This is a genomic window from Paraburkholderia sp. BR10936 (assembly GCF_040965735.1).
Lineage (GTDB): Bacteria > Pseudomonadota > Gammaproteobacteria > Burkholderiales > Burkholderiaceae > Paraburkholderia > Paraburkholderia nodosa_A.
In genome coordinates this window covers 24,737-49,816 of the sequence record NZ_JBFRCM010000032.1, presented here as the reverse complement: position 1 = coordinate 49,816, position 25,080 = coordinate 24,737, and the positions used below count along the sequence as shown (strand labels likewise).

Here is a 25,080-nt window from a genome sequence, read left to right as displayed (position 1 = left end):
AGATTTGTAATCATCAGGTGGCGGGTTCGAGTCCTGCAGCCGGCACCATATTCGAAGCAATGCGTCAAGACAAAGGGTTACGTGAAATTCACGTGACCCTTTGTGCTTTCTGCACCCGCCCGCACCAGATTCCTCACTCCGCCCATTGCGGATCGCTCGTGAACATGATCGTGAGCCAGCGGTGCGACTCGTCGCCGCCGATGGCCCGGCCAATTTCGTCTCGGATCGCGTCCCATTCGGCGATGCGCTTGGCCGGCATGTCGGGCGGCACGACGAAATACAGCTCGATCTCGCGGGAGCGGCCCACTTTCGCGACATAAGCCCGGTAATACTCGAAGGCGTAGCGCTCGACGAAGCGTTTCGCGACCGCATCGACATGCTGCTTGAGATCCGGGGGCGCCACGAGCAGCACGTCCAGCAGGGCCTGGCGGATCTCCGCGAGCGGAATCGGGATGATCACCACGCACACCACCACGAGCGCCGCCGGGTCGACATAGGGGGTCAAGCGCTCCCATGTCGTTCCCTGAATTGCATAGCCGACACTGAAAGCGACCAGCAGCGCCGCCGTAATGCCCGCGGACATGATCCATGACTTGATATCGAGGCGCACGAAATCCGAGTGGATCCGGCGGTTCGCGCGCGATTCGAATACCGCCATCGCCGCGCAGGCACTCACGGTGAGGACGGCGTAGACGAGTGCGGGACCGAAGTGCAGTTCGTGGCCGCCGGAGAGCAGGTTGGTGATGCCGTTGATTAGCGCGTAGACGGCCACGCCCACGAGCAGCGTGCTGTTGAGCCCGAGCACCATGGGTTCGAGATGCCAGAAGCCCATGGTGAAGCGCTCGCGCCATTTGCGCGGCAGGTCGACGTTGACCGCGTACGAGGTGATCAGTCGCACGACGGCGAGTGCGAGCGCGCTCATGCTCGCGTCGACGAGCGAATAGACTCCGTCGAACACAATCGAAAACGAGCCGGAGATCAGGCCGAACAGAATGCCGATGAGGGCGATCACCAACGTCGTGGCGATCGATAGCGTCAGCACGCTGCTCTCGTCGGAAGCACTGAAGAAGCGAAGCCGTTCCATGATGTCTGCCCTGCGCGAGGATGAGCAAGACTAGCCGACTCGCCGGGACGCCGTCTCGGCGTTGCGCGGTCAGCTTGCTTCGCGCGCCATCGAGTCGGCGCGGCCTTCCACGAGGTCGATCTCCTGTTGCGACAGGCCGAATGCCGCATAGAGGCGTCGATCGATCTCGCGCGCGATGCCGTCCGCTTCAGCGGCGTCGCATGCGGACTGCCCGGCGCGCAGCAAGCGGGTCACGCAGTCGGCGACTTCGCTGCGCACCGAAGCGCCGCCCGGCACGGGCAAGGCGTCGATCATCGATGTCGTGAACGCCACGCCGCCGTTGTAGCTCGACGCGCCGTACTTCGCGCGGATCAGGAACACCGAGAGCGGGCAGTTGAGCAACGCCGCCGCGAACTTCAGCAGGTTCTCGTCGTCCGAGCGCAGGATCAGTGTGGTCTTGCCGGGGATCGTGTCGCCTGCGAGATCGAGCGTCGCATCGAGCCGTGTGAGGCCTTTCACGATCACCTTTTTCGCGTTGGCTTTCGCGCCGTAGCCGTTCCCGAACGTCGACGCGAAGCGCTCGCGCTCGACCACGGGTGCCTCGTAGCGTCGCCCGAGATAGGTCATCGGCTTGCTGCCCCAGCGCGAGACGTAGCGCCCGAGCGTGCCGGTGTTCACCACGCGGTAGTGTTGGTCCGGCTGGAATCGGCCGTCGGCCGCTTCGACGAGGGGCGCGAGCCGGTAGGCGTCCGACGTCGCACAGGCGTTCTCGCAGGGCAGCAGCGAACCGAGTGTGGGGTGCGCACCGGCGAACCGCTGCACGAACGCGGCGTGCGGCGAGAGCAATGCGTCGAGCGGCCATGGCGCCTCGAGCGAGCGTTTGTCGGTTTGCGCAAGCTCGGTGAGCGTCTCGCGGTCGATGCGCGCGGTCGCGATGGCAGGCGTGCCCGACTCGCGAAAGAGCGTGATGATCGAATCCACACGCGCCTGCTCGAATACGTCGCGGCCGAGCCTGACGATGCGTTCGATCTTGTCCAGATGCCGTGCGCGCAACGCATTGCCGAAGGGCTTCGAGAGCCACTTGTCGGGCGTGAGATACGCCATCGCGCCGCCGGGCCTCAGGAGCGCGAGGCCGAGCTCGATGAACACGATGTAGAGGTCCCAGTTGCCCCGCGCGCTCGGCCAGCGCTGCGCCAGCCGCTCGCGCAACGCGCGCTGGCCCTGATTGATCATGCGCTCGGAGTCGATATAGGGCGGGTTCGCTATGACGGCGTCGAAGCGCTCGAAGTCGCCTTCGTCGGTGAGGAGGTCGGCGAATTCGATGCGCCATTCGAACGCCGCGGCGTTTTCGGGCGGCGTGTCGGCCTGGTGGTTCGCGAGGGCGTGGCGCAACGCTTCGCGCAGTTGCGCGCATCGGGCGATTTCGGCGCGCCTCGCCGCGGCTGTAGCCGTCGCCCGCAGTCTAGCCGCGCTGGCACGATAGTTCGCCACTGGCTCAGCGTAGCCGCGCAGCGGCGTATCGAAGTCGAAACGGCTGAGCGTCGCATTGCCTGCTTTGAGGTTGGTCTCGAGGTTCGGCAGAGAAGTGGTGAAATCGGCGTGTTCGAGCAGTTCGATCCACAGCCGCAGGCGCGCCATGCCGACCGAATCCGGGTTGATATCCACACCGAAAAGCGAGTGCTCGACGATGTCCCGCTTGACACTGAAGAGCGCGGCTTCGATCTTGCGGATGCTCATGCCATCGCGCTCGCGGGTGAGCGGTTCGCCGTTCGCATGCGTCACGCAAAGCCGGTCCGCGGTGACGTCGATGCGGCAAGCGCTGAGTGCTTCGCGGTCCTGCGCGTTCAGCAAGCCGAGGCGCACTTTCAGCGCCAGCAACTCGTTGAGCGCTGAAACGAGCAGATGCCCCGAGCCTACGGCGGGATCGCAGATGCGCAGCGAGTCCAGAATCGCGCGCGCTTCGTCGCGGCTTCCGATCGATGCGCCGCTTGATTCACCGATCAGTTCGGATAGCTGATCGATGTTCGTGCAGTGCCAGCCTTTGGCGCGATTCAGCCGATTGAGCGCCGCATGCGTGATGGCGGGACGGGCGAGTTGCATCGCGACGCTGCCGGGCGTGTACCAGGCGCCGTCGCGGTATCCGTTGAGCTTTTCGAAGACGAGCCCGAGCGAGGAGGCATCGAGGCAACGCCTGTTCGCCACGGTTGGCTCTCGCGCCACCAGACCGGCGGAGAAGTCGAAGGTGGCGAGAAAATCGAGCAGATAGGCAAGCGTGTGCCGCTCGCCGCTCGCATCGGGGAGCACGGTCGCCTCGTACGGCGGCAGCGTGGCGCGATCGTCGAGCATGCTCATGCCGAGCAGGCTACGGTCCAGGTCTTGCGGCGCGAACCGCGAACCGTCGAAGCGGGGAAGGTGAGCGAAGCGGGCTGGCGGCGTGTCGTCACCGGCGCCGAGGACGGTGTCGCACAGCGCGTCGAGATCGCTGAACGAGCGGATGCGTTGGGCGTTCAGGAACGCGTAGGCCGCATCGTCGCCGTGGAGCGTCAGCAGACGCGTTTCGAGCACCTTGAGAAATACGAGGCGGCTGATCCAGGCGATGCAAAGCCGGAGCGCGAGTTCCATATGGTCGGCCTTCGGCCCCTCGCCTGGGCTCTCTCCGTCGCAGGCGGCGAGGCGTGACAGCGCGAGTTCGATCAGCGCGCCGGGCAAACGCTCGTGCGGCGCGGGTCGCGCGACGGTGCGCCTCATGCCGGAAACGCTCTCCTGCAACCCGACGATATGCAGCAGTTCGGCGTAAAAGCCTTCGTCGAGCCCAGCACCGGCGCTGGCGCGGCGCGTGCGCGGTTTGCGCGCGCGGCGTGTCTGCTGGGTGGTTGCTGGCATGGTCTCGTGCGGGTGGGCCTGGCCTGACGGGGCGCGGTCGGCGCCCATTTTACTGCCGGGCGGGCGCGTTTCGTCCTACGTCGTCTGGCCTGGTCGACGCGCCCGCCCGTCTGAGCGATCATCGTTGCGAAGGCGACGTGGCGGAACGCGCCGCGTCGCTCTGCTATATGATGGCGCCCCGCGGCGCCAACCCGCGGGCCAGGTACGAATCGACGAACTGGCCCGCCGCACCGAATATCCGACTATGACCGAACATCCCACTCTTACCTGGCCCGACACCGAAGGCCCGCGCACGGTGCGCTGGCGCTCCGAGGCTGGCGTGCCGGCGCCCAAACGCGTGGTCATCGCCGACGATCGCACGACTGCGGACGCTGCGTACCGCCTTGCCTGCGAAGGCACCGCCCTCCTGTGGCGCGGCGACTATCAGAACGCGCGTCAGCTGCTGCAGGCCATGGCGCGCCGCGGGGAGCGCAAACCCCGCAAGGCTGCGCCGCCCAAGGCGCCGGCTTCACCGCTCGAAGCGTTTCATCTGCATCGCCAGGCGCAGGCGCAGCGTGCCCGCACGCTCGGCATGGTGCTGATTCCGCTCGAAGGCGACTACAGCATCAACCTGCGCCGCGCACCCGACGTCCGGCTCGCGTGCGAAGAGGCGTGGGGCGCGGCCGATGGCGAAGCTTCCGCGGCGTCGCTGCGCGAAATTCTGGGTCTGGTCGGCGCCCACGAATGGCGCAAGAAGGGTGTCGAGATCGCGGCGCTGCACGGCGCGCGCATTCATCCGTACTACGGTGTGTTCTCGCCGGTGCGCGGCGAATACGTCGATCTCGTCGCGCGCACGGCGCTGCCGTCGCTCGAAAAGGCCTTCGACATCGGCACGGGCACGGGCGTGCTCGCCGCCGTGCTCGCCTCGCGCGGCGTGAAGAACGTGGTCGCGACTGATCAGGATGCCCGCGCGCTGGCTTGCGCGAACGAGAACCTTGACCGCCTCGGCTACGCCGCGCAGGTCGAGGTCGTCGAGGCGGATCTGTTCCCGCCGGGGCGCGCGCCGCTCATCGTCTGCAATCCGCCATGGGTGCCGGCGCGGCCCGCGTCGCCCATCGAGTACGCCGTGTTCGATCCCGAGAGCCGCATGCTGCGCGGCTTTCTCGGCGGCCTCAAGGATCATCTCGAGACGGGTGGCGAGGGGTGGTTGATTTTGTCCGACTTCGCGGAGCATCTCGGGTCGCGCACGCGCGAATCGCTCATCGAGATGATCGTGGAGGCGGGGCTCGAAGTGGTGGGCCGGGAGGACATTCGCCCGCGGCACCCGAAAGCGTCGGATCCGACCGATCCGCTCTATCGTGCGCGCGCGGCCGAACTGACGTCGCTGTGGCGCCTCAAGGTGCGCGTAGAGTGAGCCGGACGGAAAAAGCGTTGGCAAAAAAGAAGAGGCCGGGCCGCTAACGGCCCGTGCGGGTATCGAGTATCGGCGTCGGCGGCCTGGCTGCCACGCCGGGTGTGCGTCAGATTTACATCGGCTTCAGCCCGGATAGGCCTCGTCGACCTTGAGGCCTGCCAGCTTGAAAATCACGCGCAGCGTTTGTGGCTTGATATCGCGGCGCGACGCCAGTGCCGACATCACGAAATCGAGCACCTTCGCGTACTTCAGCAGAATCAGGCAGGTCTCGAGATCCGAAGGGCCGTCGCGCATGCTTTCCGCGACCCGCAACATCTCCACCGAGATGTCGCGCGCCATTTCCAGCTCCAGTTGCTGCTTTTCCGTCCAGTCGGGAACCGTGACGAGTTTCGTAAGCAGTTCCTGGAATTTTTGCTCTGCGTTTCCGTCAGGTATCGTATTCATTGCATGCCCCATGCAAGGCCGCACAGCGTCGCGCGCTCTTTGCGCAGCGAGGACTGCGCCAGCCTGATTCATCGCAACCGGCACTCCCGGTGCGACCTCCCAATGCGCGCCTGTCGATTCGTTGCCGGCCGGTCGCGCTGCGTTTTGGTCCTTTTTTTGGGCATCGGGGACGACAAAATCCTCGTGTCTCTTCTATTCAACCCCTCCCTGCTGTCCGCACGTGGGTCAGCGTGCCGGGACGCTATTACGACACTGGCCGCTCTCATGGGTTCGGCAGCCTGGACTCGCTTTTTTCGTAAAATGACAGAATTACTGCAACCCTTCTGTCGCCTGTCGCACGTTTCGCGACATACCACGCCTTTCATCCGATCACGCCGATGTCCAGCAAGACTTACGAAGTCCGTCCGAACCAGTCTGTCGAACTCCTCAAGGAGCTCCACATCCTGACGCGCGACGGCAAGATGAACCAGGACAGCCGCCGCAAGCTGAAGCAGGTCTATCACCTGTTCCAGTTCATCGAGCCGCTGCTCAAGGACCTCAAGCAGGATGGCCGCGACGTGACCCTCGTCGATCACGGGGCGGGCAAGTCCTATCTGGGCTTTATTCTCTACGACCTGTTCTTCAAGGATCAGCGCGACAGGTCACACATTTATGGCATCGAGACGCGCGACGAGCTCGTGCAGCACTCGCAGGAACTGGCCAAACGGCTGGGCTTTGGCGGGATGTCGTTCCTGAACCTGTCGGTCGCCGATTCGATCACCTCGCCGCAGCTGCCGCCAACGGTCGATATCGTGACGGCGCTGCATGCCTGCGACACCGCCACCGACGACGCCCTGCGCTTTGCACTCAAGAAGCACGCGCGCTACATCGTGGTCGTGCCGTGCTGCCAGGCCGAGGTGGCGGGAGTACTGCGCCGCAACAAGGGCAAGTCGCTCGGCCAGGCACTCACGGAGATCTGGCGCCATCCGCTGCATACGCGCGAATTCGGCAGCCAGATCACCAACGTGCTGCGCTGTCTGCAACTCGAGGCGCACGGCTATCAGGTGAGCGTGACGGAACTGGTGGGCTGGGAGCACTCGATGAAGAACGAACTCATCATCGCCCAGTACAAGGATTTGCCGCGGCGCCGTCCGGCGGAGCGGCTCAACGAGATTCTCGAGACGTTCGGGCTGGCGGACCTGCGCGAGCGCTTTTTCGCCGACGAGGGCGAGGCGGCCGCCGAAGCGGCAATCGAAGGCTGAACCTGCGGGCAGCGCGGCGTCAGTCGCGCTTGCTCATCCAGTCTTGCCAACCGTCGAAGCCGAGCTTGCGCAGCGTTTCCTGGTTGCGTTCGTAGATGTCGGCGGCGTCGGGGAACGCCTCGACTGCGCGCTCGATGCTCGCTTCTCGCAGCAGATGCAGGATCGGGTAAGGCGCGCGGTTCGTGTAGTTCTCGATGTCGTCGGACTCGGCGCCCTCGAACTGGAATCGCGGGTGAAAGCTCGCGACCTGAAGCGTACCTTCCAGCCGCAGCTGCTGCACGAGGCGCTCGGCAAACCAGGTCGCGTCATTGAAATCGGCGAAGTCGGCAAGCGTGTGGGGCAGGATCAGGAGCGTCGTGTCGATCTCGGTGGCATCGGCCTGTGCCAGCGTTTGCAACTCGCGTTCGAGATCGGTGAGGACACCTTCCAGATCGGTCGCCTCGCTGATCACGTAGCGAATCTGGTTCTTCACGTGCACGCTTTTCGCAAATGGGCAGAGGTTCAGCCCGATCACGGCGCGCGTGAGCCAGTGGCGGGTCGCTTCGAGAATGGCGGCGTGGTCGGGGGACAGAGCAGCGGTTTCGTTCATCGTGACATTTTACGGGCGGCTAGCGCCCGGGACATGCCGCCTCGATCAACAGCTTTGCCATGCGCGGCGCCGCGAGAATCGCGCCGCACCCGGGGCCGTAAGTCTGGCTTGCGGCATAGATGCCTTCGACGAGCAGCGCGAGTTCCTCGGCGAGCGCGACCGGGTCTTTGGCTCCGGCTTCCTGTGCGAGCGCGGTGAGCCGCGCCATGAGGCGCGTCTTGTTGTTGTCGACGCTGCGCCGCGCGGGGTGGGTGGCGTCGGGAAATTCGGTCGCGACATTGACGAACGGACAGCCGCGATAATCCGGCACCGAGGCGCGGCGCGCGAGGTCCTCGAAATACTGCACCAACTGCTTTGCCGGTTCACCCGGATGCTTCGCGAGACTTTCGTCGAAGCGCTCGAAAAAGCGCACGTCGCAGCGCTGCAGGTAGGCGACGACAAGATCGTCCTTCGACGAAAACTGCCGGTACAGGCTCATCTTGTTGACGCCGGCGCGCTCGACTACGGCCTCGATGCCGACCGCGCGCACGCCTTCGCGATAGAACAGCTCATCGGCGGCGCGCAACAGGTGCTCATGCGCGCGTGCACCAGCCGTCTGCGCGCGGGGGCGGGGCGTGCGGGAAGCGGTGCTAGCGGTTTCCTCGTGGCCTTCGTGTTTCATGAGGGCTTCTCGCGATCAGGGTGATTGCTTGACATGTTACCGAGCGGTAACTACTATCGCAACACACTTGTGACCGATCGGTAACAATCAAAGCGATGGCGAATCGTCGCGGCGAGCGGTCATGCCAACGAAAACATCGGCATGTCGAACCCGGCGCGCCGCGACAGGAGCACCAATGGACTGGGCAGCGAGGCGAATAGGCGGACGTTTCCACTACGGATGGCTCGTCGTGGCGGTGGTGTTTCTGGTGTTGCTGGCGGCGGCCGGCACGCGTGCGACGCCCAGCGTGATGATGGTGCCGCTCGAGCATCAGTTCGGCTGGAGCCGGGCGACGATCTCGCTCGCCATCTCGGTGAACATCGCGCTCTACGGCCTCATGGGCCCGTTCGCGGCGGCGGCCATGCAGCGCTTCGGCGTGCGTCCCACACTGCTCGCGGCGCTCGGCACCATGGCAGCGGGCGTGGCGCTTTCCGCGCTAATGACGCATCCGTGGCAGATGATCCTGATCTGGGGCGTGATGGTGGGCGGCGCCACCGGCGTCGCGGCGCTCTCGCTCTCGGCGACCGTCGTGACGCGCTGGTTCCACTCGCACCGCGGGCTGGCCATGGGCATCCTCACCGCGAGTTCGGCCACGGGCCAGCTCGTGTTCCTGCCGCTCCTCGCGGCGATCGTGGAGAAGCACGGCTGGCAGTCGGTGGTGCTCGTGGTCGCGGTGGCCGCCGCCGCGGTGCTGCCGCTCGTGCTGTTCCTGCTGCCCGAGCGGCCCGCGAGCGTGAATCTGCGCCCGTTCGGCGAGGACGAGAGCACCCCCGTCGCGCCGCCCGCGCCGCATCAGAATCCGCTGAAGATCGCGTTCGACGCGCTCTTCTCGGCAAGCCGCACGCGCGACTTCTGGCTGCTGTTCTTCAGCTTCTTCATCTGCGGCGCCAGCACGAATGGCTACGTGGGCACGCACCTCATCGCCATGTGCGGCGACTACGGCATGACCGAAGTGCAGGGTGCATCGCTGCTCGCGACGATGGGTATTTTCGACCTGTTCGGCACGACGCTCTCGGGCTGGCTCTCGGACCGTTTCAATAGCCGCTTGCTGCTGTTCTGGTACTACGGGCTGCGCGGACTTTCGCTGATCTATTTGCCGCACGCGTTCGGCATCGACTTCTTCGGGCTGCCGATTTTCGCGGTGTTCTACGGCCTCGACTGGATCGCGACGGTGCCGCCGACCGTGCGGCTCGCCACCGATGTGTTCGGCAAGGAGCGCGCGCCGATCGTGTTCGGCTGGGTCGTGGCGGGCCATCAGCTCGGCGCGGCATTCGCGGCGTTCGGCGCAGGCCTGCTGCGCTCGAGCCTCGGCACCTATACGGTGGCGTCGATGATTTCGGGCGGCCTGTGCCTCGTGGCGTCGTTCCTCGTGCTGCGCATCAACCGCGGGCCGCGCGCCGTGGGCGTGCAAACGGCCTGACGCGGCCATAGCGACTTTACAGCGCCGGTTCGCACTTCGGCGCACGCCGACAGGCGACGCATCAGCGTCGCCTGTTGCGTTTGAGCGGATTTCACGCGCTGCGGTTATTCTAATGACCCCCGGGCAAGCCGCCCGTCACCCCAAGGACACACAAGGCATGACGAAGCACAAACCCGCACCGACAGCCGTGCCCATTCACGAACTCATCGCCGGCCGCTGGAGCCCGCGCGCCTATTCGAGCGAGCCGGTGAGCCGCGAGGCGCTGCACGCGGTGATCGAGGCGGCGCGCTGGGCGCCCTCGGGCTACAACCTGCAGCCGTGGCGCTTTATCGTGTTCGACCGCAGCGCCGACGAAGTCGCGTTCAAGCGCGCATTCGCGACGCTCGTGCCGTTCAACCAGCAGTGGAACGCGCCGGCGTCGGTGCTGATCGCGGTGACGGCACACACGCTCAACGCGAAGGGCGAAGTCAATCGCACGGCGCAATACGATGCGGGCGCCGCAGCCATGTCGCTCGTGCTCCAGGCGCATGCGCTGGGTCTCGCGGCGCACCAGATGAGCGGTTTCGACGTCCAGGCGTTCCGCACGGAATTCGCGCTGCCCAACGACGTGGAGCCGCTCTCGATCATCTCGATCGGCCACTACGGCGAAGCCGAGAAGCTGGAGCCTGTCCTGCGCGACCGTGAAAAGGCGGAACGTACGCGCTCGGCGATGGGCGACATCGCCTACGCGAACGCCTGGAAGCAGCCGTTCAAGGGCTGAGCCGGGAGAAACCCCGCGCTTATGAGGGGTTGCGAGCTTTAGCGAAAACGCGCGGCATGGCCCGCGCGTTTTTTCTTGCGGGGTCGCATCGTGGGCCCGCGGTTGCCCCGCGCGGCGCTTTCGTGCTACAAAGCCGATCCCCCCGACCTTTCCTCTCTTGCGCGCGCATTCGCTGCGGCGCGCTCTTGCCATGACCAGCTTCTGCGCGATTGACTTCGGAACCTCCAATTCGGCGGTGGCGCTCCCGGCAGCGGCCGACGGCGCAATGCGCCTCGCGCCGGTGGAAGGCGCACACACCACGTTGCCCACGGCGGTGTTTTTCAACGTCGACGAACACACGCGCGAATTCGGCCGTGCGGCGCTCGCGTCCTATATCGACGGCTTCGACGGCCGGCTGATGCGCTCGATGAAAAGCATCCTCGGCTCGCCGCTCGCCGAGAGCACGACCGACCTCGGCGACGGCAGCGCGATGCCCTATACCGAGATCATCACGATCTTTCTGGAGCACCTGAAACGCAGCGCCGAACGTTGCTCGGGCACGCCGATCTCGCGCGCGGTGCTGGGCCGTCCGGTGTTCTTCGTCGATGAAGACCCGCGCGCCGATCAGCTCGCCCAGGACCAGCTCGAAGCCGCGGCGCGCCGGGTGGGCTTTCGCGAGATCGAGTTCCAGTACGAGCCGATCGCGGCGGCGTTCGACTACGAGTCGCGTCTCGCGGAGGAAGGGCTCGTGCTCGTCGCCGACATTGGCGGCGGCACGTCGGACTTCTCGCTCGTGCGCGTGGGGCCCGATCGCATGACGCGGCTCGAACGCAAGGACGACGTACTCGCGCACCACGGCGTGCACGTGGCGGGCACCGACTTCGACCGCCGCGTCGAACTCGCGACCATCCTGCGCGAACTGGGCTACCAGTCGCTCGACCCCGAAGGCCGCGAGGTGCCGAACCGCATCTATTTCGATCTGGCGACGTGGCATCTCATCAACACGATCTACACACCGAGGCGCGCGACCGAGCTGAAGCTCATGCGCCACCTGTACACCGATACGCGCCATCACGACCGGCTGATGCGGGTGGTCGACGAGCGTCTGGGTCACGCGCTCACGGCGCGCGCGGAGGAGGCGAAGATCGGCGTTTCGGCGGGCGGGGAGACGATGATCGACCTCGAGGCTGTAGAGGCAGACTTGCGTCTTGCGTTCGGCGACACGCAACTCGTCGAGGCGGGGCGCGAGGAGACGCGGCGTATCGTGCAGGCCGCGCGCGAAACGGTGCAGGCAGCGGGGGTCGCGCCGGCTCAGGTGAGTGCGCTTTACTTCACGGGCGGCTCGACCGGCCTCGCGTTCCTGACGCAGGCGCTGGCCGAGGCGTTTCCGCAGTCACAGGCCGTGTTCGGCGATCGTCTCGCCAGCGTGGCGACGGGTCTCGGCATTCACGCGCAGCGCCTTTTCGGCTAAACGCACCAGGCGCCTAAACCTCGCGCTAGAGCGCCAGGCAAGAAAAAACCCCACCTTCCGGAAGAAGCATGGGGTTTTTCGGTAAGCTTGCTAGCGAGGAACTGCGCAGAAGTTGCGTTCAGATCCTAAAGCCGTAGCAGACCGATGAGCGCAGTACTTAGACCGGCTTGATGTTGGCAGCTTGCTTGCCCTTCGGGCCCGTGCGCACTTCGAATTGAACCTTTTGGTTCTCTTGCAGCGTCTTGAAGCCGTCAACCTTGATTTCCGAGAAGTGCGCGAACAGGTCTTCGCCGCCGCCGTCCGGAGTGATAAAGCCAAAGCCCTTAGCGTCATTGAACCACTTGACGGTACCGGTTTCCATATTACTTTCCTAAAAATGAATGAAGGCCGAAGCCCGAGAGGTGCACGAAAATCAAGGAAGGGGTATGGGACCAGCCGGAGTACCGTTGATGGGCGAACTACGAAAGACCAATTCACACTCGCCGCTTGAAATCCTGCCCGAACTTTATACGGCTAAATGGCAGGAAGGTCAACTAGGTCCCCGGGAAAGTTCGTATTTTTTTGCCACAGGGTCGAAACGAACCCTTACAAAGCTTGATAAGCAAATGACTTTTTTGTATTAGGCCGTCGTTTTCGACGCCCTTCCATGGTGCAACCGGTTAAACTACGCGCCGCGCAGAAGTTGCGCCTACAGGCGCAATCTTTTGTGCGGAGGTACGACAACCGCAGCAAACCCGCCCGCACAACAGACGGGATAAACGCGGTGTCGAGCTGCTCTCGAAACAGGAGAAGACGTGAAAAGTTCTATTCAACGGAACATCGGCCCGTTCGCGCTGATGTTCACCGGCCTCGGGTCGATCATCGGTTCGGGCTGGCTGTTCGGCGCGTGGAAGGCGGCGAAAATTGCAGGTCCGGCGGCGGTTTGCGCCTGGATCATCGGCGCCGTGGTCATTCTGGCCATCGCGCTCACCTACGCCGAACTCGGTGCGATGTTCCCGGAGTCGGGCGGTATGGTCCGCTACGCCCGCTACTCGCACGGCGCACTGGTGGGCTTCATCAGCGCGTGGGCGAACTGGATCGCCATTGTCTCGGTGATCCCGATCGAAGCCGAAGCCTCGATCCAGTACATGAGCACCTGGCCCTATGCCTGGGCGCACGCGCTCTTCGTCGACGGGTCGTTGACGCATTCAGGGCTCGGGCTCTCCGCGATTCTCGTGATCATCTACTTCATGCTCAACTATTGGGGCGTGAAACTGTTCGCGCGTGCCAACAGCGCGATCACGATCTTCAAGTTCATCATCCCGGGTCTGACGATCATCGGCCTGATGGCGGGTAGCTTCCACCAGGAAAACTTCGGCCAGACGACCTCGTTCGCCCCGTACGGCTGGTCGGCGGTGTTCACGGCAGTCGCCACGAGCGGCATCGTGTTCGCGTTCAACGGCTTCCAGAGCCCGATCAACCTCGCGGGTGAAGCGCGCAATCCGGCGAAGAGCGTGCCGTTCGCAGTGATCGGCTCGATTCTCTGCGCACTCGTGATCTACGTGCTGCTGCAGGTCGCCTATATCGGCGCGGTCAATCCGGCCGACGTCGCGAAGGGCTGGAACACGTTCAACTTCAAGTCGCCGTTCGCGGAACTCGCGATCGCGCTGAACCTGAACTGGCTCGCGATCCTGCTCTACGTCGACGCGTTCGTGAGCCCGAGCGGCACCGGTACGACCTACATGGCGACGACCTCGCGCATGATCTACGCGATGGAGCGCAACAACACGATGCCGAAGATGTTCGGCAACGTGCACCCGTTCTACGGCGTGCCGCGCAACGCGATGTGGTTCAACCTGCTCGTGTCGTTCATCTTCATGTTCTTCTTCCGCGGCTGGAGTTCGCTCGCGGCGGTGATCTCGGTGGCGACGGTGATTTCGTACCTCACGGGTCCGATCAGCCTGATGGCGCTCAAGCGCGCCGCCACGGACATCGAGCGCCCGCTCTCCGTGCCGTTCATGAAAGTGATCGCGCCGTTCGCATTCGTGTGCGCATCGATGATCCTGTACTGGGCGAAGTGGCCGCTGACCGGCGAAATCATTCTGCTGATGGTCGTCGCGCTGCCGGTGTACTTCTACTTCCAGAGCAAGCAGGGTTTTGACGGCTGGGGCCAGGATCTGAAGGCCGCATGGTGGCTGTGTGCATACCTGCCGATCATGGCGCTGCTCTCGCTCGTCGGCAGCAAGCAGTTCGGCGGCGCCGGTCTGCTTCCGTACGGCTGGGACATGCTGGTCGTCGCGCTGGTCTCGCTCGTGTTCTATTACTGGGGCGTGAATTCGGGCTACCGCTCGCCGTACCTCGCGGAACGCCAGGAGCACGACGAAGTCCTCGAGGGCATCGGCGCGCACTAAGCATCATCTAAACGTCGCGCAATACAAAAAGCCCGCCTGAAGCGATTCAGGCGGGCTTTTTTGCTTTTGGAGCGCAAGCGGAGCCGGCGTGGCGGCTCGCGGCGGCCTTATTGCACGGCGGCGCTGCCGAATACGTAGTTCGTCATCGCGAGCGCGCGCTGGTAGGTGCCAAGCGACTGCACGCCGAGCGTGTAGTCGTCGTCGGCGGCGCCAAGTGCCGCGAAGACGGGCAGCAGATGCTCGTCGGTCGGGTGCATGAGCACCGCGTGCGGGGCGCGCTGGCGGTAATCGAGCAACGCGTCGATGTCGCGCGCGGCGAGGTGATTTTCGAACCATTGCGTGAACTCGGCCACGCGCGGATCGGCGTCTTCCGGCCGCGCCGAGAAGTCCGCCTCGCGCAGGTTGTGGGTGATCTGGCCCGAGCCGATCACCATCACGCCTTCGTCGCGCAGCGAGCGCAGCGCACGCCCAAGCGAGAAGTGATGGGCGGCGTCGGCGCGCGGCTGGATCGAAAGCTGGGCGACGGGCACGTTCGCGTCGGGGAACATCAGCAGCATGGGCACCCACGCGCCATGGTCGAGGCCGTGCGCTTCCTCGTCGACAGGCACGCCTTGATCGCGCAGCAGCGCCGCTGCGCGCTGCGCCATCTCGGGCGCTCCGGGCGCCGGGTACTGGATCTCGTAGAGCGCGCGCGGAAAGCCGTAGAAGTCGTGGATCGTCTCAGGCTGCGTGGCGGTGCTGACCACGGGGCGCATCGTGCCCCAATGGGCCGAGAGCATGAGCACCGACTGCGGACGCGGCAAATGCTCCGAGAGCACGGTGAAGCCGCCAGAGGGCAGCGACGGGTCGATCGGCAGCGTAGGCGCGCCGTGCGAGAGGAAAAGGGTAGGCGTGCGGGTGGTCATGATCGCGGGTTGACCGCGCCAAGGCGGTCCGAAAGTATCGTATTGCGATCAATATAAGACCGTACCGTCGCGAATTAAACCGGGGGAAAGGGAATTGATTGTGTCGCCGGTATTGATAATCGGCGCACTGCGCAAATGTACGCCCGGCACTTATTCGTCGGTGCCGCGCAGCCCCGGCCAGGCGGGCGAGAGCGCGGGCCCGAGTGCGAACAGATCGAGCACGCGCGCGACCGTGTGATCGATCATCTCGTCGATCGAAGCCGGCTGGTTGTAGAAGGCCGGCAACGGCGGGAAGATCACGCCGCCCATTTCGGTCACGGCCGTCATGTTGCGCAGATGCGCGAGGTTGAACGGCGTTTCGCGCACGAGCAGCACGAGACGGCGGCGTTCCTTCAGCGTGACGTCGGCGGCGCGCGCGATCAGGTTGTCTGAGAGACCGTGGGCGACGCTCGCGAGCGTCTTCATCGAGCAGGGCGCGACGATCATGCCGTCGGTCGCGAACGAGCCCGAGGCGATGGTCGCGCCGACGTCGCGCACGGAATGCACGACATCGGCGCGTGCGTGCAGATCGTCCTTGCTGAGTTGCAGTTCGTGCTGGATGTTGAGCCAGCCTGCCGCCGAAACGAGCAGATGCGTTTCGACGCCGCCGAGCCGTCGCAGCATGTCGAGCGTGCGCACGCCGTAGATCGCGCCCGTGGCCCCCGTGATCGCGACGATCAGCCGGCGTTGCGGCAGTTGTGCGATAGCGGACGAGGCAGGGGCGGCGGTATTCACGTCAGGCGGGAGTCGGAGCGAAGGCGAGGCGGGGTCGAGGCGAAGGCGCCTCGTGAAAAAGCGCCGGCGTTGCACACCGAGCGCTCGGGACGGAACAGGCGCAACGTCGTGCGCCCGATGCCGCCCCGTGGCTGGCGCTTACGCCGCGGCGAAAAGCTGCTGCAGCTCGCCGTTCTGGTACATCTCCATCATGATGTCCGAGCCGCCGATGAACTCACCCTTCACGTAGAGTTGCGGGATGGTCGGCCAGTTCGAGAATTCCTTGATGCCCTGGCGGACTTCGTCGTCCTCAAGCACGTTGACGGTCTTGAACTGATCGACGCCGCAGGCTTTCAGGATCTGCACCGCGCGACCGGAGAAGCCGCACATCGGGAACTGCGCGTTGCCCTTCATGAAGAGGACGACGGCGTTTTCGTCGACGATCTGCTTGATGCGTTGTTGGGTGTCCATGACTGACCTTGCGATTGAATTGATGCTGAATACGTTGGAATGCAGGATGAAATGATAGCGGATTTCGCCCGTGCAAGCCCGGCGTTGCCGGGAGCGTGCCTGGTCGGGCGGCTACGGTAGACGGCCCCCGCTGATGCGCTCGATGCCGGCCAGATCGCGCTCGGAGCGCACGTCCTTGAAACCGGCGTCTTCCAGCAACGCCCGAACGGCGGCCGCCTGGTCGTAGCCGTGCTCCATCCAGAGCACGCCGCCCGGCGCGAGCCGGGCAGGTGCGCCCGCGACGATCGCGCGCAGGGCGGTGAGGCCGTCGGCTTCGTCGGTGAGCGCGCCGCGCGGCTCGAAGCGCAGGTCGCCTCGTTCCAGATGGGGATCGCCGCTCGCGATATACGGTGGATTGCTCACGATCGCGTCGAATCGCAGTGCCGCATCGAGCGTGTCGTACCAGCTGCCCGGCACGAACGCGAGCGGGCCGCCGGGACGCTGGGCGTCGAGTAGCTTCGCGGCGTTGCGCGCCGCCACCTCGAGCGCGGCCGCCGAACGATCGACGGCCCAGACACGCGCATCGGGGCGTGACGAGGCGAGCGCCACGGCAATCGCGCCGCTGCCGGTGCCGAGGTCGAGCACGCGCGGCAGAGCAATGCCTTCGAGCGCCGCGAGCGCCGTTTCCACGAGCAGCTCGGTATCGGGGCGCGGAATCAGCACGTCGGGCGTCACGTCGAAGTCGAGGCCGTAGAACTCGCGCGCCCCCACGAGCTGCGCGATCGGCTCGCCTTGTACGCGGCGCGCTTCTAGCGCGCTGTACGCGTCCACGCGGGCCGCGTCGAGCGCCTGATCGCCGCGCGTGATGAGTTCCGTGCGGCGCCAGCCGAGTACGTGCATCAGCAGAATGCGCGCTTCTAGCGCGGGCAGCGGCGTGGCGCGCAGCAACGCCTCGGCGGTAACGGCTTCGCTCATGTCTCTTGCGCGCTCAATCCGCGTCGCCGAGCGACGCGAGCTGCTCTGCCTGATGCTCGGAGACGAGCGCGCCGATCAGTTCGTCGAGGTCGCCGTCCATGATCGCTTCGAGGCGATAGAGCGTGAGATTGATGCGGTGATCGGTGAGCCGCCCCTGCGGGAAGTTGTAGGTGCGGATGCGCTCCGAGCGGTCGCCCGAGCCTACGAGGCTCTTGCGCGTCGCCGCTTCCTTGGCGTGCTGCTCCTGGTACTGCTTGTCCTTGATGCGCGCCGCGAGGACCTTGAGCGCGCGGTCCTTGTTCTTGTGCTGCGAGCGGTCGTCCTGGCACTCCACGACGATGCCAGTCGGAAGGTGCGTCACGCGCACGGCCGAATCGGTCTTGTTGATGTGCTGGCCGCCCGCGCCCGAGGCACGGAAGGTGTCGATGCGCAGGTCGGCGGGATTGATCTCGACTTCGCCGATTTCGTCGGCTTCCGGCATCACCGCGACCGTACAGGCCGACGTGTGGATGCGGCCCTGCGTTTCGGTGGCGGGCACGCGTTGCACGCGGTGGCCGCCCGACTCGAACTTGAGCTTCGAGTACGCCGCCTCGCCCGCAATGCGCACGATCACTTCCTTGTAGCCGCCCAGATCCGACTCGCTCGCCGACATCATCTCGATCTGCCAGCGGTTGCGCTCCGCGTAGCGCAGGTACATGCGCAGCAGGTCGCCCGCGAACAGGGCCGACTCGTCGCCGCCCGTGCCCGCGCGGATTTCGAGGAACACGTTGCGGTCGTCGTTGGGGTCCTTCGGCAGCAGCATCATCTGCAATTCGTGCTGGAGTTGCGCCATGCGCTCGCGCGACGCTTTCACCTCTTCTTCGGCGAAGTCGCGCATCGAGGCGTCGGAGAGCAGATCCTTCGCCGCGGCCTCGTCGTCTTTGGCCTGACGCCACTGTCCGTAGTGTTCGACCACGGGCCCCAGTTCCGAGTGCTCGCGTGTGAGCTTGCGGTACTGATCGCGGTTCGAGGTCACGTCGGGACGGCTCAACAGGTCGTTCAGCTCGGCCAGGCGCGTAGTCAGCTGGTCGAGCTTCGATTGCATGCTCGTTTTCATCGGGCGGTGCGGAGCGGGCTCCGGATAGGACTGCGAGAGAGAAGAGGCGGGCGCGCGGCCCGGTCGTGCAGGGCACGCATGGCGCGCGCCCGACCGCGAACGTCGCTAACGGTCCGAACTACCGGAGGAATCGGACGAATTGGACGAATCAGAAGAGCCGGCGGAGCGCGGCGAGGCGCCGACCTCCGCCGCGGGCTGCGGGACGTCGTCTGTCCGGGCCGGCTGGCCGTGGCGGTAAAAGCCGCCCATCAGCTCGATGAGCGAATCGCGCTGATCGCCGCTCGACGTGTTGAGCGCGTGCGTCGGACCGTGGATCAGCTTGTTGGTGAGCGCCTGCGACAGCGCTTCGAGCACGGCCGACGGATCGTCGCCGCGCGCAAGCATCTTGCGGGCGCGTTCGAGCTCGGCGCGACGCAGCGCGTCGGCCTGGGTGTGCATGTGGCGGATGACCGGCACGATGCTGCGCGAGTCGAGCCACTGCATGAAGTTCGCCACGCGCGACTCGATGATGGTCTCGGCCTGCGCGACGGCGGCCTGGCGCGAGGCATTGCCTTCGCGCACGATCGTGCCAAGATCGTCGACGGTATAGAGGAAGACGTCTTCGAGCTGGGCGACTTCGGGCTCGATGTCGCGGGGCACCGCGAGGTCGACCATGAAAATGGGGCGGTGACGGCGCGCCTTCACCGCGCGCTCCACTGCGCCGAGTCCGATGATGGGCAGCGTGGACGCCGTGCACGAGACGATGATGTCGAACTCGTGCATGCGTGCTGGCAGATCGGAGAGCGGAATGGAACGGCCGCCGAAGCGCTCCGCAACATAGCGCCCGCGCTCGGCGGTACGGTTTGCGATCACGAGTTCGCGCGGCTGCTGCGCGGCGAAGTGCGCGGCGCACAGCTCGATCATCTCGCCCGCGCCGATGAAGAGCACGCGCTGGTTGGCGATCTTGTCGAAGATGCGCTGCGCGAGGCGTACGGCGGCGGCGGCCATCGACACCGACTGCGCGCCGATTTCGGTCGTGCTGCGCACTTCCTTCGCCACGGCGAAGGTGCGCTGGAACAACTGGTTCAAATAGGTGCCGAGCGCGCCGGCCTCGGTCGCGGTGCGTACCGCGGTCTTCATCTGGCCGACGATCTGCGTCTCGCCCAGCACCATCGAATCGAGCCCCGAAGCCACCCGGAATGCATGACGTACCGCTTCGGACTGCGGCAGCGTATAGACGTGCGGCGCAAGTTCCTCTTCGCGGATGCCATGGTACCGGGAGAGCCAGCTCACGGCCTGGTCGCGCGAGCCGTGCGCGTCGGTCGCGCAGTAGAGCTCGGTGCGGTTGCAGGTGGAGAGAATGGCGGCTTCCGGCGCGCTCAGCGAACGCTTCCCGGACCACGCTTCCTTGAACAGGGCGAGTGCGGGCTTGATCTGTTCGAGCGGAAACGCCACGCGTTCGCGCAAGGCGACGGGCGCGGTGTGGTGATTGATTCCGATCGTTAGAAGCTGCATACCATGGGGGCGAGATTTAGGCGGATATTATAACTTTTCCTCGCTTCCGACATTCGCGCCGACAGAGTCCTACACTCCGGTAGGTGATAGGGGGAGCCTTTCGAGCTGGTAGCCATAGCCGTACAAAGTGGTCAAACGCCAGCCGTGCTCGGGCCCGAGCTGCAATTTGCTGCGCAGTCGGGAGGCGTGCGTGTCGAGCGTGCGCGACCGAACGTCGCGGTTCAGATTCCAGACGGTTTCGAGAATGCGCGCCCGCGAAACGGGGCGCGATGCATTGGTGAAGAGCAGCAGCGCGAAACGGTATTCCTTGGGCGTGAGCGTGACGGTGTGACCCCGAAACGACACCTCGTAGCGCCCGGAATCGAAAAGATAGTCGCCAAAGCCGTGGCGGACGCGGTTGCGCGGCCGGCGCACGCCGGCACGGCGCAGGAGCGCGTCGATGCGCGCGAGCATTTCAGGGCCGCGCACCGGCTTGGCGATGCAGTCATCCGCGCCGGCCTGCAAACTCGCGACGATTTCGCTTTCATGCGGCGCGAGCATCAGCGCGATCGCGGGCAAACCCGGCAGCAGCTTGCGCGCCTGGGGGATGAGGTCGTCTGCGCCGGCGTCGCCGCACCACCATGCTGTGATCAGCAGATCGAAGGTTTCCTGTTCGAGAGTTTCGAAGAGTTGTGCGCCAAGCGGGAAGTGGTGGCACGCGTGCCCGCCCGCAATGAGCAGGCGGATGAGGGTTTCGGCCTGACGGGTGTCCGGTTCGACGAGGGCGATTCGCATACGAGAGAGTGCGGCTAGGGCGGCCCGGACGCGCTTGCCTTGCGCAATCCCGCCCCCTACACTCAACCGCTACGCGGGACGCGCCGAGCCGACCGTTTTCCAGTTTCAATAGAGTCTAATCAGGCTATAAATGCTAGCTCTCGTGCTTCGGCGGTCCTATCGGACTTATCCGAAAACCTATAGGACAAGTCCTTAATGGGCTGGCCCGGTATCGTTATTCTTGGTCTGGCGGTGGGCTGTGCGGGGTGGTGGCTCCATCCCTTGCGCCGCGCCGCACGTCACGGACTCGCGCTGGCGGCTGTGGCCGGCGCGCTCGGCGCGGCGCTCGCGAACGCGGCGGGCAGTGCGACCGGCCTTTTCTACGATGGCGAATTGCTCCAGTGGCCGCTTTGCACGGCGCTCGCGCTCGTTTTCGTGGGCGTGTGCGTAGCATTGCGCGCCCGGCGCAGCTAGTCGCGCGCAGCCGGTCCTCAAACGCGCCGCCTTTGGCTGGATCCCCATCTTCCGCTTCGAATTCTTCGCAGGTGAAAACATGAACGCCCGACTCCCCGAAACCTCCTCGATTCCCGAACGCATTGCCGCCCTGCGCGCCGCGATGACGCGCGCGGGCGTCGATGCCGCCCTCGTGCCCTCCGCCGATCCCCATCTGTCCGAATACCTGCCGCGCCGCTGGCAGGGGCGCGAGTGGCTGTCGGGCTTCACCGGCTCGGTGGGCACGCTCGTGGTGACGAAGGACTTCGCGGGCGTCTGGGTGGACAGCCGCTACTGGGTGCAGGCCGAGCAGCAACTGGCCGGCACCGGCATCGAGCTCATGAAGATGATGGGCGGCCAGCAGAGCGCGCCCCACATCGACTGGCTCGCGCAGAACGTGAGTGCGGGCGGCGCGGTCGCCGTCGATGGCGCGGTGCTCGGGGTCGCCTCGGCGCGCGCGCTGGCCGAGGCACTCAACGCGCGTGACGTCGCGCTGCGCACGGACCTCGATCTGCTCGACGATGTCTGGCAAGGCCGCCCGTCGCTGCCGCTCGAGCCCGTGTACGAGCACGTCGCGCCGCACGCCGACACGAGCCGCGCCGGCAAGCTCGATCAGGTGCGCCGCGCGATGCAGGAGAAGGGCGCGCATTGGCACTTCATCTCGACGCTCGACGACCTCGCCTGGCTCTTCAACCTGCGCGGCGCGGACGTGAATTACAACCCGGTGTTCGTCGCGCACGCGCTGATCGGGCCGGACGACGCGACGCTCTTCGTCGCCGACGGCAAGGTGAGCGAGGCGCTCGTGCAGTCGCTCGCGAAAGACAAGGTGCGCGTCGCGCCGTATGCCGAGGCCGCCGCCGCGCTCGCGGCGCTGCCCGCGAAGGCTGCGCTGCTCGTCGATCCGCGCCGCGTGACGTATGGCTTGCTGCAGGCGGTGTCGTCGGCGGTGAAGCTCGTGGAATCGGTCAATCCGAGCACGTTCTTCAAGTCGCGCAAGACCGCCGCCGAAGCCGACCACGTGCGCACGACCATGGAGCACGACGGTGCGGCGCTTGCCGAGTTCTTCGCGTGGTTCGAGGCGGCGCTTGGCCACGAGCGAATCACCGAGCTGACCATCGACGAAAAGCTTTCCGCCGCGCGTGCGCGCCGTGCGGGCTTCAAGTCGCTGTCGTTCGCGACCATCGCGGGCTTCAACGCGAACGGCGCGATGCCGCACTATCGCGCCACGCCCGAGTCGCACAGCGTGATCGAAGGCGATGGCCTGCTGCTCATCGACTCGGGGGGCCAGTACCTCGACGGCACCACCGACATCACGCGCGTCGTGCCCGTGGGCTCGCCGAGTGCGGAGCAAAAGCGCGATTTCACGCTCGTGCTCAAGGGCATGATGGCGCTCTCGCGCGCGAAATTCCCGCGCGGCATTCGCTCGCCGATGCTCGACGCGATTGCGCGCGCGCCGATCTGGGAAGCGGGCGCGGACTACGGCCACGGCACGGGTCACGGCGTGGGCTACTTCCTGAACGTGCACGAAGGTCCGCAGGTCATTTCGCACTACGCGCCGGCCGAGCCCTGGACCGCCATGGAAGAAGGCATGATCACCTCGGTCGAGCCGGGCATCTACCGGCCGGGCAAATGGGGCGTGCGTATCGAGAATCTCGTGCTCAACCAGCGCGCCGAAACTACCGGGTTCGGCGAGTTCCTGAGCTTCGAGACGCTTACGCTCTGCCCGATCGACACGCGATGCATCGATCTCGCGCTCCTGCGTGCGGACGAGCGCGAGTGGCTCAATGCGTACCACCAGACGGTGCGCGTGCGCGTGGCGCCGCACGTGAGCGGCGATGCGCTCGCGTGGCTCGAAAAGCGCACGCAGCCGATCTGATTTCCCTGGCATCCCGACAACGATCAGATAGCGATCGGATAACGATCAAGTGGAGCGAGAAGCGCATGACGATCAAGGCCGTGGTGTTCGATTTCGGCGGGGTGCTCGTGGACTGGAGTCCCGAGTATCTCTATCGCAAGCTGATTCCCAACGACGACGAGCGCCGGTGGTTTCTCACGCACGTCTGCAAGATGGACTGGGTGGTCCGCCAGGACGGCGGCGAGCCCATTGCCGTGGGCACGGAGGAACTGGTCGCGGCGTTTCCCGAGCATGAAGCGCTCATTCGCGCGTTCTACGAGCGCTGGCACGAGATGATCGGCGGCTTGCTCGCCGGCGGCGTCGCGACGTTCGAGCGCCTCGAGGCCGCGGGCATGCCGATCTTCGGTCTCACGAACTGGTCGGCCGAGACGTTTCCGTGGGCGTGGGAGCGCTTTGGCATCCTGCGGCGCTGCCGCGATATCGTCGTATCGGGCCACGTGAAGCTCGTGAAGCCCGATCCGGCGATCTTCCACGAGATGTTCCGCCGCATCGAGGCACAGTTGCCGGGCGTGAAGCCCGAGGAACTCGTTTTCATCGACGACAACGCGCACAACGCCCAGGCAGCCACGGCGCTCGGCTGGCACGGCGTGCACCATACGAGCAACGCCACCACCGACGCGAAGCTGCGCGAACTCGGCTTGCCGGTCTAAGCAGCTCATCCAGGCAGGCTAAAGCCGGCGTCCCGCGCTATTTCGAAGCGGGCGCCGGCACCGGCTGCAGCAGACTGCGCAGCGCGTCAGCGATACCCTTTGCGGTTTGCCCGGCGCCCTTCGCCACCCCTTCCGCGCTCACCCCGAGCGCTTGCGCAAACCCTGCGCGCAACTCCGTCATCAGGTTTTCGTTCAGCTTGAATTTAGGGTCGCGCAGGTTGCCGTCGAGCACGAAATGCAGCGTGATTTCACCCTTGTGCGCCTTCAATGCGGCCACGGCGGCGCGCGTCGGGATCGACAGGAAGGTGTCCACCGCGTCGCCGCTATCCGAGAGTTGCAGGTTGTGCAGCGTGACGATGCCCGGCGCGTGCAGGTGATAGCCGCGCACGGTCGAGTTGAGATCGAGGTCGAGTGTACCGCCCGTCACATTGGCCTTCGCGCCGGCCTTTTTGAGCAGGTAGGGATCGATCGTGCGCACATCCACGCCACGCAGCGTCGTGCGGAGTTGCGAGTCCTTGTTCGCGATTTGCATCCAGCCGTCGAAAGTGACGCGTCCTGTGTGCGCCGGGCCGACGACATTGCCCACGACCGAAACGCGGGTGGGCTCCGTAAGCGCCGGCAACTGGACATTGTCGACGCTCGCCTGCGCGCGGTTCACGGTGACGCGCCACGGCGGATTGCTCACCGAACGGTCGTAGAAGTCGAATGTGCCGTTCTCGAAGCCGATATGGTCGATGACCTTTTGCTGCGGCAGGCTGCTTTCGCCCTGCGCGCCGTTCGAGGGCGCGGCGCTTTGCGCCATCGCTTCGCGCAGATTCGGCAGGATCAGGATCGAACCGCTTTCCCGGCGCAGCACCGTCATCGTGAAATCGCTCACCGTGACGTCGCGAATATGCACGCGGTGCGAGATCAGCGCGCGCAAGTCGGGCGTGATGGTGATGCGGGCGGCGCGCAGCGTGTCGGCAGTCGGCCAGTTCGGGGGCGGCTTCAGGCGCACGTCGGTGAGCTCGACGGATGAGAGATTGAACGCCACGTTCACGCTCGCGGCCGTGCCGACGGGCGCGAGCGCGCGCTCCACGTACGCCTTTGCCTCGCGCTGCAGCGCGTAGAGCGTGCCCAGCGCCGCGAGCACGAGCAGCGCGACGACGATCGCCACGATAAGGACAACACGGTTGCGCAGCGGCGTCGCCATACGGAATTCCTCGCGGGAGCTGGGCTTGATCAAGCCCCAAGTGAGCCTAAGCGTAGCGGCTTTCGAGCAACC

At 65.5% G+C, this 25,080-nt stretch carries 22 protein-coding genes and 1 pseudogene; 9 read left to right on the top strand and 14 right to left on the bottom strand.

From position 1 onward, the window contains the following. Window positions 1-133: 133 nt before the first annotated feature. Complete coding sequence (locus tag AB4Y36_RS37785; RefSeq protein ID WP_368685636.1) at window positions 134-1,084, bottom strand: cation diffusion facilitator family transporter; 951 nt, start codon at window positions 1,082-1,084, stop codon at window positions 134-136. 69 nt (window positions 1,085-1,153) lie between these two features. Beyond that, window positions 1,154-3,946: an N-6 DNA methylase gene (locus AB4Y36_RS37780; RefSeq protein ID WP_368685635.1), complete on the bottom strand. Its 2,793-nt coding sequence runs from the start codon at window positions 3,944-3,946 to the stop codon at window positions 1,154-1,156. Window positions 3,947-4,190: 244 nt separating this feature from the next. On the opposite strand from AB4Y36_RS37780, the gene AB4Y36_RS37775 reads away from it, so the two are divergent. Continuing rightward, complete coding sequence (locus tag AB4Y36_RS37775; protein ID WP_368685634.1) at window positions 4,191-5,339, top strand: methyltransferase; 1,149 nt, start codon at window positions 4,191-4,193, stop codon at window positions 5,337-5,339. A 123-nt stretch (window positions 5,340-5,462) separates the two neighbouring features. Here AB4Y36_RS37775 and AB4Y36_RS37770 read toward each other — a convergent pair whose 3' ends face one another. Beyond that, complete coding sequence (locus tag AB4Y36_RS37770) at window positions 5,463-5,783, bottom strand: hypothetical protein (protein ID WP_028206633.1); 321 nt, start codon at window positions 5,781-5,783, stop codon at window positions 5,463-5,465. Window positions 5,784-6,160: 377 nt separating this feature from the next. Here AB4Y36_RS37770 and AB4Y36_RS37765 point away from each other — a divergent pair, with 377 nt between their 5' ends. Beyond that, window positions 6,161-7,024: an SAM-dependent methyltransferase gene (locus tag AB4Y36_RS37765; RefSeq protein ID WP_342949861.1), complete on the top strand. Its 864-nt coding sequence runs from the start codon at window positions 6,161-6,163 to the stop codon at window positions 7,022-7,024. 19 nt (window positions 7,025-7,043) lie between these two features. Here the strand turns inward: AB4Y36_RS37765 and AB4Y36_RS37760 are convergent, their stop codons facing one another. Together AB4Y36_RS37760 and AB4Y36_RS37755 are read right to left on the bottom strand one after the other, a co-directional pair. Further along, on the bottom strand, window positions 7,044-7,613 hold the full coding sequence (locus AB4Y36_RS37760; protein ID WP_368685633.1) for a DUF1415 domain-containing protein: 570 nt from the start codon (window positions 7,611-7,613) through the stop codon (window positions 7,044-7,046). A gap of 19 nt (window positions 7,614-7,632) precedes the next feature. Further along, window positions 7,633-8,274, bottom strand: coding sequence for a TetR/AcrR family transcriptional regulator (locus AB4Y36_RS37755; RefSeq protein WP_069268274.1), 642 nt, complete (start codon window positions 8,272-8,274; stop codon window positions 7,633-7,635). Between the two features lie 175 nt (window positions 8,275-8,449). Between AB4Y36_RS37755 and AB4Y36_RS37750 the strand changes: the two genes are divergently transcribed. The 3 genes from AB4Y36_RS37750 (at window position 8,450) to AB4Y36_RS37740 (ending at window position 11,943) form a co-directional block, all read left to right on the top strand. Next, window positions 8,450-9,733: an MFS transporter gene (locus AB4Y36_RS37750; protein WP_069268275.1), complete on the top strand. Its 1,284-nt coding sequence runs from the start codon at window positions 8,450-8,452 to the stop codon at window positions 9,731-9,733. A gap of 157 nt (window positions 9,734-9,890) precedes the next feature. Continuing rightward, window positions 9,891-10,493, top strand: coding sequence for a nitroreductase family protein (locus AB4Y36_RS37745; protein ID WP_069268276.1), 603 nt, complete (start codon window positions 9,891-9,893; stop codon window positions 10,491-10,493). A gap of 190 nt (window positions 10,494-10,683) precedes the next feature. Beyond that, window positions 10,684-11,943 (top strand): Hsp70 family protein, encoded by a 1,260-nt coding sequence (locus AB4Y36_RS37740; protein ID WP_069268277.1) that lies wholly within the window; start codon window positions 10,684-10,686, stop codon window positions 11,941-11,943. A 157-nt stretch (window positions 11,944-12,100) separates the two neighbouring features. Here AB4Y36_RS37740 and AB4Y36_RS37735 read toward each other — a convergent pair whose 3' ends face one another. Beyond that, window positions 12,101-12,304: a cold-shock protein gene (locus AB4Y36_RS37735; RefSeq protein ID WP_027797379.1), complete on the bottom strand. Its 204-nt coding sequence runs from the start codon at window positions 12,302-12,304 to the stop codon at window positions 12,101-12,103. 433 nt (window positions 12,305-12,737) lie between these two features. Between AB4Y36_RS37735 and AB4Y36_RS37730 the strand changes: the two genes are divergently transcribed. Beyond that, window positions 12,738-14,333, top strand: a complete 1,596-nt coding sequence (locus tag AB4Y36_RS37730; RefSeq protein ID WP_342949864.1) for an APC family permease — start codon at window positions 12,738-12,740, stop codon at window positions 14,331-14,333. Window positions 14,334-14,440: 107 nt separating this feature from the next. On the opposite strand, the gene AB4Y36_RS37725 is transcribed toward AB4Y36_RS37730, so the two are convergent. The 7 genes and pseudogenes from AB4Y36_RS37725 to AB4Y36_RS37695 form a co-directional block, all read right to left on the bottom strand. Beyond that, window positions 14,441-15,238, bottom strand: a complete 798-nt coding sequence (locus AB4Y36_RS37725) for a class III extradiol ring-cleavage dioxygenase (protein ID WP_342949865.1) — start codon at window positions 15,236-15,238, stop codon at window positions 14,441-14,443. 150 nt (window positions 15,239-15,388) lie between these two features. Further along, window positions 15,389-16,012, bottom strand: a complete 624-nt coding sequence (locus AB4Y36_RS37720) for a UbiX family flavin prenyltransferase (protein WP_368606801.1) — start codon at window positions 16,010-16,012, stop codon at window positions 15,389-15,391. 138 nt (window positions 16,013-16,150) lie between these two features. Continuing rightward, window positions 16,151-16,462, bottom strand: coding sequence for a Grx4 family monothiol glutaredoxin (gene grxD / locus AB4Y36_RS37715; protein ID WP_028214777.1), 312 nt, complete (start codon window positions 16,460-16,462; stop codon window positions 16,151-16,153). 111 nt (window positions 16,463-16,573) lie between these two features. Then, window positions 16,574-17,416 (bottom strand): peptide chain release factor N(5)-glutamine methyltransferase, encoded by an 843-nt coding sequence (gene prmC / locus AB4Y36_RS37710; RefSeq protein WP_368606802.1) that lies wholly within the window; start codon window positions 17,414-17,416, stop codon window positions 16,574-16,576. Between the two features lie 13 nt (window positions 17,417-17,429). Then, complete coding sequence (gene prfA / locus AB4Y36_RS37705; protein ID WP_069269184.1) at window positions 17,430-18,512, bottom strand: peptide chain release factor 1; 1,083 nt, start codon at window positions 18,510-18,512, stop codon at window positions 17,430-17,432. Window positions 18,513-18,740: 228 nt separating this feature from the next. Beyond that, window positions 18,741-20,006 (bottom strand): annotated as a pseudogene (gene hemA / locus AB4Y36_RS37700) (glutamyl-tRNA reductase); the annotation flags it as partial. A gap of 69 nt (window positions 20,007-20,075) precedes the next feature. Then, window positions 20,076-20,780 (bottom strand): response regulator transcription factor, encoded by a 705-nt coding sequence (locus AB4Y36_RS37695; RefSeq protein ID WP_368685632.1) that lies wholly within the window; start codon window positions 20,778-20,780, stop codon window positions 20,076-20,078. Between the two features lie 195 nt (window positions 20,781-20,975). On the opposite strand from AB4Y36_RS37695, the gene AB4Y36_RS37690 reads away from it, so the two are divergent. The 3 genes from AB4Y36_RS37690 to AB4Y36_RS37680 all read left to right on the top strand — a co-directional run bounded on the left by AB4Y36_RS37690 (window position 20,976) and on the right by AB4Y36_RS37680 (window position 23,816). After that, window positions 20,976-21,233, top strand: coding sequence for a hypothetical protein (locus tag AB4Y36_RS37690; RefSeq protein WP_069269182.1), 258 nt, complete (start codon window positions 20,976-20,978; stop codon window positions 21,231-21,233). Window positions 21,234-21,312: 79 nt separating this feature from the next. Then, complete coding sequence (locus tag AB4Y36_RS37685) at window positions 21,313-23,127, top strand: aminopeptidase P family protein (RefSeq protein WP_368685631.1); 1,815 nt, start codon at window positions 21,313-21,315, stop codon at window positions 23,125-23,127. 65 nt (window positions 23,128-23,192) lie between these two features. Continuing rightward, the gene (locus tag AB4Y36_RS37680; protein ID WP_368685630.1) at window positions 23,193-23,816 is read left to right on the top strand and encodes an HAD family hydrolase; all 624 of its coding nucleotides are present in this window, start codon (window positions 23,193-23,195) and stop codon (window positions 23,814-23,816) included. A 37-nt stretch (window positions 23,817-23,853) separates the two neighbouring features. Here the strand turns inward: AB4Y36_RS37680 and AB4Y36_RS37675 are convergent, their stop codons facing one another. Beyond that, the gene (locus AB4Y36_RS37675; protein WP_368661858.1) at window positions 23,854-25,008 is read right to left on the bottom strand and encodes a DUF748 domain-containing protein; all 1,155 of its coding nucleotides are present in this window, start codon (window positions 25,006-25,008) and stop codon (window positions 23,854-23,856) included. Between the last annotated feature and the right edge of the window lie 72 nt (window positions 25,009-25,080).

What these genes read in the sequence shown, in the direction of transcription:
- AB4Y36_RS37755 (WP_069268274.1), bottom strand. Translation starts at nt 8,274, where the DNA reads ATGAAACACGAAGGCCACGAGGAAACCGCTAGCACCGCTTCCCGCACG.
- AB4Y36_RS37770 (WP_028206633.1), bottom strand. Translation starts at nt 5,783, where the DNA reads ATGAATACGATACCTGACGGAAACGCAGAGCAAAAATTCCAGGAACTG.
- AB4Y36_RS37735 (WP_027797379.1), bottom strand. Translation starts at nt 12,304, where the DNA reads ATGGAAACCGGTACCGTCAAGTGGTTCAATGACGCTAAGGGCTTTGGC.
- AB4Y36_RS37780 (WP_368685635.1), bottom strand. Translation starts at nt 3,946, where the DNA reads ATGCCAGCAACCACCCAGCAGACACGCCGCGCGCGCAAACCGCGCACG.
- AB4Y36_RS37690 (WP_069269182.1), top strand. Translation starts at nt 20,976, where the DNA reads ATGGGCTGGCCCGGTATCGTTATTCTTGGTCTGGCGGTGGGCTGTGCG.
- prmC (WP_368606802.1), bottom strand. Translation starts at nt 17,416, where the DNA reads ATGAGCGAAGCCGTTACCGCCGAGGCGTTGCTGCGCGCCACGCCGCTG.
- AB4Y36_RS37765 (WP_342949861.1), top strand. Translation starts at nt 6,161, where the DNA reads ATGTCCAGCAAGACTTACGAAGTCCGTCCGAACCAGTCTGTCGAACTC.
- AB4Y36_RS37740 (WP_069268277.1), top strand. Translation starts at nt 10,684, where the DNA reads ATGACCAGCTTCTGCGCGATTGACTTCGGAACCTCCAATTCGGCGGTG.
- AB4Y36_RS37785 (WP_368685636.1), bottom strand. Translation starts at nt 1,084, where the DNA reads ATGGAACGGCTTCGCTTCTTCAGTGCTTCCGACGAGAGCAGCGTGCTG.
- AB4Y36_RS37685 (WP_368685631.1), top strand. Translation starts at nt 21,313, where the DNA reads ATGAACGCCCGACTCCCCGAAACCTCCTCGATTCCCGAACGCATTGCC.
- AB4Y36_RS37750 (WP_069268275.1), top strand. Translation starts at nt 8,450, where the DNA reads ATGGACTGGGCAGCGAGGCGAATAGGCGGACGTTTCCACTACGGATGG.
- AB4Y36_RS37745 (WP_069268276.1), top strand. Translation starts at nt 9,891, where the DNA reads ATGACGAAGCACAAACCCGCACCGACAGCCGTGCCCATTCACGAACTC.
- AB4Y36_RS37695 (WP_368685632.1), bottom strand. Translation starts at nt 20,780, where the DNA reads ATGCGAATCGCCCTCGTCGAACCGGACACCCGTCAGGCCGAAACCCTC.
- AB4Y36_RS37675 (WP_368661858.1), bottom strand. Translation starts at nt 25,008, where the DNA reads ATGGCGACGCCGCTGCGCAACCGTGTTGTCCTTATCGTGGCGATCGTC.
- AB4Y36_RS37760 (WP_368685633.1), bottom strand. Translation starts at nt 7,613, where the DNA reads ATGAACGAAACCGCTGCTCTGTCCCCCGACCACGCCGCCATTCTCGAA.
- prfA (WP_069269184.1), bottom strand. Translation starts at nt 18,512, where the DNA reads ATGAAAACGAGCATGCAATCGAAGCTCGACCAGCTGACTACGCGCCTG.
- AB4Y36_RS37680 (WP_368685630.1), top strand. Translation starts at nt 23,193, where the DNA reads ATGACGATCAAGGCCGTGGTGTTCGATTTCGGCGGGGTGCTCGTGGAC.
- grxD (WP_028214777.1), bottom strand. Translation starts at nt 16,462, where the DNA reads ATGGACACCCAACAACGCATCAAGCAGATCGTCGACGAAAACGCCGTC.
- AB4Y36_RS37725 (WP_342949865.1), bottom strand. Translation starts at nt 15,238, where the DNA reads ATGACCACCCGCACGCCTACCCTTTTCCTCTCGCACGGCGCGCCTACG.
- AB4Y36_RS37775 (WP_368685634.1), top strand. Translation starts at nt 4,191, where the DNA reads ATGACCGAACATCCCACTCTTACCTGGCCCGACACCGAAGGCCCGCGC.